The sequence below is a fragment of the Mesorhizobium sp. M2A.F.Ca.ET.067.02.1.1 genome, assembly GCF_004023285.1.
GTDB lineage: Bacteria > Pseudomonadota > Alphaproteobacteria > Rhizobiales > Rhizobiaceae > Mesorhizobium.
The window spans coordinates 1-5,765 of sequence record NZ_RZSB01000377.1 but is presented as its reverse complement, the minus strand read 5'-3'; the positions used below and the strand labels follow the sequence as shown (position 1 = coordinate 5,765).

Sequence of the window (5,765 nt, the reverse complement as noted above, 5' to 3'; positions counted from 1 at the left end):
CTTGAAATGATGCCGGGCGCGCAGCAACTCGCCCTTCGAGAAGGAGCGGCCGTCATTGAAGGCTGGGAAGGCGAGCGCCACCAGCGACAGCTGGTCCAGCAGGCCGGTTATCTTGTCGAGCTCGTCGCCGGGCTGCAGCAGCACGCCAAGGCGCTCTTTGGCTGACTTGCGGATTTCTTCATCGAGCCCGAGAAAAGCCTGCAACGGCAGGATGAAGCGGCCATTGCCGGCAAGCGCCTCGGCGCTTTCGGCATGCGTCCACTCGTCCTCGCGAAAACCGTCCGGGGTCCAGAGGCGGGTCCCCGCTGAAGTCGATCCAGTCATCAAAAATCCTAAAGTCCTAACGATTGCAAGGATATGCCGAGATTCAGGTCAGGCCGAGCCGAAAATGGTGGTCTCCGAGAACCGGAGCGGAGCGTACTTGAAGTACGTGAGCACCGGAAGCGCAGGAAGTCGCCATTTGCAGGCCGGCCTCACCTGAATATCGGCGTATCCTAAAGAGAGGCGTCGGTCAGCGATTTCTCCAGGCCCGACAAGTGAATGCCGCACTCGGTCTTGGCGTGGCCTGCCCAGCGGCCGCTGCGCGCGTCCTCGCCGGGCTGCACCGGCTGTGTGCACGGGAAGCAGCCGATCGAGAGATAACCATAGGCGACCAGCGGATTTTCGCGCAACGCGTGCGCGCGCATATAGTCGGCCTGATCCGACGTCGTCCAATGCGCCAGCGGATTGATGCGGATGCGCGAGCCGACCGCCTCGAAGACGGGCAGCGCCGCGCGCGTCGACGCCTGGAAGCGCTTGCGCCCGGTGAACCAGGCCCGAAACGGCTCGACGCCGCGCGCCAGCGGCTCCACCTTGCGCACATTGCAGCAGGCGTCCGTGTCGGTCTCGTTGAGCTGGCCGGTCGGATCGACGCGTTCGAGCGCCGCCTCGTCCGGCTTGATCACCCTTACATCCGTCAGGCCGAAATCGGCGACCAGCGCGTCGCGATAGCCGAGCGTCTCCTCGAAATGCTTGCCGGTGTCGAGGAAGATCACCGGCAGCGTGCGGTCGATCTCCGAGATCATGTGCAGCAGCACCGCCGAATCCGCGCCGAAGGACGAGACCGCCGCGACCTCGCCGCGGAAGGATTCGCGCGCCGCGCGCTCGATGATCTCGATCGGCTTCAGATGGCCGAGCAGCGCGTCGAGCCCCGCCGCTTCGGCGGCGATGCCGGCCTCGACGTCGACAATACGGTCAAGCGGCCTTGGTTTCGCCAGCATAGAGCGCCTCCTTGAACGGCGGGGACCGACTCTGCGGTAGGCGTCGATAAAACGTTCGTCGGGACTGAGCCGAAGGCCGAGATAGGTATCGACGATCTGCTCGATGGCATCGGTGATCTCTTCCGATGAGAAGCCGCGGCCGATGATCTCGCCCACGGAGGTGTTCTCGTCGGCCGAGCCGCCGAGCGTCACCTGGTAGAGCTCGGAGCCCTTCTTCTCGACGCCGAGAATGCCGATATGGCCGACATGGTGGTGGCCGCAGGCATTGATGCAGCCGGAGATCTTCAGCTTCAATTCGCCGATCTCGCGCTGCCGCTCCAGCGAGGCGAAGCGCTGCGAGATTTCCTGCGCGATCGGTATCGAGCGCGCCGTGGCCAGCGCGCAATAGTCGAGGCCGGGGCAGGAGATGATGTCGCTGATCAAGTTGGAATTGGCGGTCGCGAGGCCGATCTCGACCAGTGCGTCATAGACCGCCTTGAGATCGGCGCGCGCCACATGCGGCAGGATGAGGTTCTGCTCATGGCTGACGCGCAGCTCGTCGAAGGCGTATCTCTCGGCGATGTCGGCCACCGCTTCCATCTGGCTGTCGCTGGCGTCGCCGGGCACCTCGCCGATGCCCTTGAGCGAGATCGTCACCGCCGCGTAGTCGGGATGGCGATGCGTCACGACATTCTGGTCGAGCCATTCCGAGAAGCTCTTGGAGTCGAGCCGCGCCTGTTTCACCGCATCGTCGCCCTCGGGCCGGGCGGTCAGCGCCGGCGGCGCGAAATAGGCGTTGATGGCCTGGATGTCGGCCTCCGGCAGCTTCAGCTCGGCGTCCTTGAGCTCCTGCCATTCCGCCTCGATCTGGCGGGTGATCTCCTCGACACCGGTCTCGTGCACCAGGATCTTGATGCGCGCCTTGTACTTGTTGTCGCGGCGGCCGTAGAGATTGTAAACGCGCAGGATCGCCGTGCAGTAGGACAGAAGATCGGCTTCCGGCAGGAAGTCGCGGATCTTCTTTGCCACCATCGGCGTGCGGCCCTGGCCGCCGCCGACATAGACGGCGAAGCCAAGCTCGCCGACCGCGTTCTTCTTCAGGTGCAGGCCGATGTCATGGGTCTGGATGGCGGCGCGATCGCGCTCGGCACCCGTCACCGCGATCTTGAACTTGCGCGGCAGGAACGAAAACTCAGGATGCACCGAAGACCATTGGCGCAGGATTTCCGCATAGGGGCGCGGATCGGCGACCTCGTCGGCGGCGGCGCCCGCGAAATGATCGGCGGTGACGTTGCGGATGCAGTTGCCGCTGGTCTGGATGGCATGCATCTCGACGCTGGCGAGATCAGCCAGGATCGCCGGAATGTCCGACAGCGCCGGCCAGTTGAACTGGATGTTCTGGCGCGTGGTGAAATGGCCGTAGCCCTTGTCGTATTTGCGCGCGATGTGGCCGAGCATGCGCAACTGCCTGCTGTTCAGCGTGCCATACGGCACGGCGATGCGCAGCATATAGGCGTGCAGTTGCAGATAGACGCCGTTCATCAGCCTGAGCGGCCGGAACTGGTCTTCGGTGATCTCGCCGGCAAGCCGGCGCTGCACCTGGTCGCTGAACTCGGCGACGCGGGCGTGAACAAAATCCTGATCGAACTCGTCGTAACGGTACATGCTTTGTCTTTCCGGGCGCGTCCGCCCGCTGCTTTCTAAAACTCTACGCCCCGATGGCTTCCGGGGCGGCCTGCTTGCCGAGATCGGTGCGGATGGTCGGGCCAGCGGCGCGGATCTTTTCGCGCAGCCGCACCGGCTCGGCCAAACCGTCGACCACTTCGACGTCGATCAGGTTGACGTCGACCACCTCATTGTTGGCGTAGGCTGCGGCGCCGATCGCTTCCAGCCGGTCCTCCGCCGCCTTGTCATGCGCGATATCGGCATGACCGACCGTCTCCGCCCAGCCGCCATCGGCGTACCAGACGGCGATGCCGTCGGAGAGCCTGTTCGCGGTCAGAACCTTCATGATTGAACTCCTTCGGCGACGGCTGAAGCCGCGCCCTCACGCTTATGTGCCGCGAGCGGCTCCGATCGTTCGAAATTGGCGCCAGCGACCGCATCGCCGATGATCGTCATGACCGGACCGGTGAGGTCGGCGCGCTCTTCCAGCGACGGCAGGTCGGCGAGTGTGCCGTGGAAACGGCGCCGGCTGCCGAGACTGGCATTCTCGACCACCGCGACGGCCGTGTCCGACGACAACCCCGCTTCGATCAGCCGGCCAGCGACTTCCGCCGCGACCGAGCGACCCATATAGACGGCGACCGTCGCGCCCGAGATGGCGAGCTTGGCCCAGTCGGGCAGCGAGTTGCCCTTGAGGTCGTGGCCGGTGGTGAACACCATCGAGGACGAGACACCGCGCAACGTCAGCGGCAACTCGAAATCGGCAGCGGCGGCGAAGGCGGCGGTGACGCCCGGAACCACCTCATAGGCGATGCCGGCCTCGCGCAGCGCCGCCATCTCCTCGCCGGCCCGGCCGAACACCAGCGGATCGCCTGACTTCAGCCGCACCACGCGCTTGCCGGCTTGGCCGAGTTCGATCAGCAGCGCGTTGATTTCTTCCTGGCTCTTGGAATGGCAGCCCTTGCGCTTGCCGACCGGTAGGCGCTCCGCATCGCGGCGGCCCATGGCGACGATCGCCTCCGGCACCAGCGCATCATAGACGATGGCATCGGCTTCCATCAGCAGGCGGTGCGCGCGCAGCGTCAACAGGTCCTCCGCGCCCGGACCGGCGCCGACCAGCGCGATATGGCCCCCGGCCGGCGCATCCGCGCTCAGGAGTTCGAGCGCCGCGCCATGCGCCTGGGCGTGGTCACCGGTTTCGATGGCCTTGGCCGGCGCGCCGGCGAAGAAATCGCTCCAGAAGCGGCGACGGCGGTTGCCCTTCGGCAGTTTCTCCGCGGCGGCGCGGAACGACGCGGCAAGCGCCGCCAGCCGGCCGAGCGAAGGCGACAACATGCGGTCGATGCGGACGCGCAGCATCTGCGCCAGAACCGGTCCGGCGCCCTCGGTGCCGATGGCGATCGCAACCGGCGCGCGGTTGACCAACGCCGGAGTGAAGAAATCGCACACGTCCGGCTGGTCTACCGCATTGACCGGAATGCCCAATCGGCGCGCGTCCTCGGCGACGCGGCGGTCGAGCGCCTTGTCGCCACTGGCTGCGAACACCAGGGCGACATCCTGGAGATGCGCCGCCTCATAGGCGGCATCGACGTGAACGGCACCGGACACGGCGACGAAGGCGAGCAGGTCGGGATCGGCGTCGTCGGCAATGATGCGCAGCGCCGCGCTCGACTGGGCGAGCAGCCGGGCCTTGGCAAGCGCCTCTTCGCGATTGCCGACGATGGCCACGGCTTCGCCGTCGATCCGCATGAAGACCGGGAAGGCATTGAGCTTGGCGTTGGCTGGCGACATGGCGACGAGCAATAGTGAAACAGTTTGGCAGTTTTACGCGGACTGGCCAAAAACCAGAAGGCAATCACTCGCGCGTCGCCGAACGGCAGGCAATCGCTTTTTCGCAGCCGCGAAGAGCAAGAGAAAAAAATTCTACTTTGAGAATGAGAGAGCCGGAACGGCGTGAGAAACCACCTTGATCTACCGCCGTTTTTAGCACCGGCTCTGGAATGCGGCAAAACAGTTTTTTCTAAATTCTACTAACTTGGTAGATTAAAGCCGACCTTGTCGCTCGACGACCAGTCTCGTCAGGCGGGAGCAGATGAGAGCGCCACCGGCAGCTCGGAACAATCCTGCTGCGCGGCTCGTTTGGCTAGCAATCCGTTCTGTCGATCCTGGGCTCGACCGGTCGGCAACCCGCAAGCAAAGGAGGAACACCATGAACATCAAGCTGAAGCACGGATTGTGGGTCGTCGTGGCCGATGGTGAAAAGGCGCTTTTCCTGCGCAACCAGGGCGACAACAAGTTCCCGAACCTGGAGGTGGTGCACGAGATGGAGCAGGAGAACCCCGCGACGCGCGAGCAAGGCACGGACAAACCGGGCCGCCAGAGCAACGAAGGCCCCCGCAGCGCCGTCGAGGAAACCGATTGGCACCGTCTCGGCAAGGAACGTTTCGCTGTCGAGATCGCCGACCGGCTTTACAAGCTCGCGCATCGCGGCGCATTCGACGCGGTCGTGCTGGTCGCGCCGCCGCAGGTGCTTGGCGAGATGCGCCAGAAACTGCACAAGGAAGTGAGCGAGAAGGTGCAGGCCGAAATTCCCAAGACGCTCACCAACCACACGATTCCCGATATCGAGACCCTCTTGCAAGCGGCATAAGCGGCCGAGGCAAAGCAGCTTCGGGACCAAATGCGTTCCGCGACCGTCTCTTTGTCGGCGCGTCGCCGATTTTCCGGTTTGCACCCTGTTTCTAGGTCGATTTCTGCGCGGCGGCGGTTGCATGATCGCCGCTCCGTCCACCATATTGCCGAAGGCGACGGCCTCGGCGGGCGCCCATCCGAAATCGTGAATTTTCGAAAGGCGCGCAAAAA

5 protein-coding genes and 2 pseudogenes are annotated in these 5,765 nt (G+C 64.6%); 2 read left to right on the top strand and 5 right to left on the bottom strand.

Going from position 1 to position 5,765, the window contains the following annotated elements:
* The 5 genes and pseudogenes from EOA28_RS22580 to cysG all read right to left on the bottom strand — a co-directional run.
* Positions 1 to 324, bottom strand: a 324-nt coding sequence (locus tag EOA28_RS22580; protein WP_128315284.1) for a DUF934 domain-containing protein, incomplete at its 3' end; no start/stop codon positions are given.
* 170 nt (positions 325 to 494) lie between these two features.
* Positions 495 to 1,193, bottom strand: a pseudogene (locus EOA28_RS22575) (phosphoadenylyl-sulfate reductase); the annotation flags it as partial.
* Positions 1,194 to 1,233: 40 nt separating this feature from the next.
* A pseudogene (locus tag EOA28_RS22570) lies at positions 1,234 to 2,903 on the bottom strand (nitrite/sulfite reductase).
* 43 nt (positions 2,904 to 2,946) lie between these two features.
* A complete protein-coding gene (locus EOA28_RS22565) occupies positions 2,947 to 3,249 on the bottom strand; it encodes a DUF2849 domain-containing protein (protein ID WP_127250035.1) in 303 nt (100 codons plus the stop codon).
* The gene (gene cysG, locus EOA28_RS22560; RefSeq protein ID WP_127250036.1) at positions 3,246 to 4,694 is read right to left on the bottom strand and encodes a siroheme synthase CysG; all 1,449 of its coding nucleotides are present in this window, start codon (positions 4,692 to 4,694) and stop codon (positions 3,246 to 3,248) included. The genes EOA28_RS22565 and cysG overlap by 4 nt, the downstream gene beginning before the upstream one ends.
* Before the next feature lie 418 nt (positions 4,695 to 5,112).
* On the opposite strand from cysG, the gene EOA28_RS22555 reads away from it, so the two are divergent.
* Complete coding sequence (locus EOA28_RS22555) at positions 5,113 to 5,553, top strand: host attachment family protein (RefSeq protein ID WP_127250037.1); 441 nt, start codon at positions 5,113 to 5,115, stop codon at positions 5,551 to 5,553.
* 30 nt (positions 5,554 to 5,583) lie between these two features.
* On the top strand, positions 5,584 to 5,765 hold a 182-nt coding region (locus EOA28_RS39585), incomplete at its 3' end, for a hypothetical protein (RefSeq protein WP_210214954.1).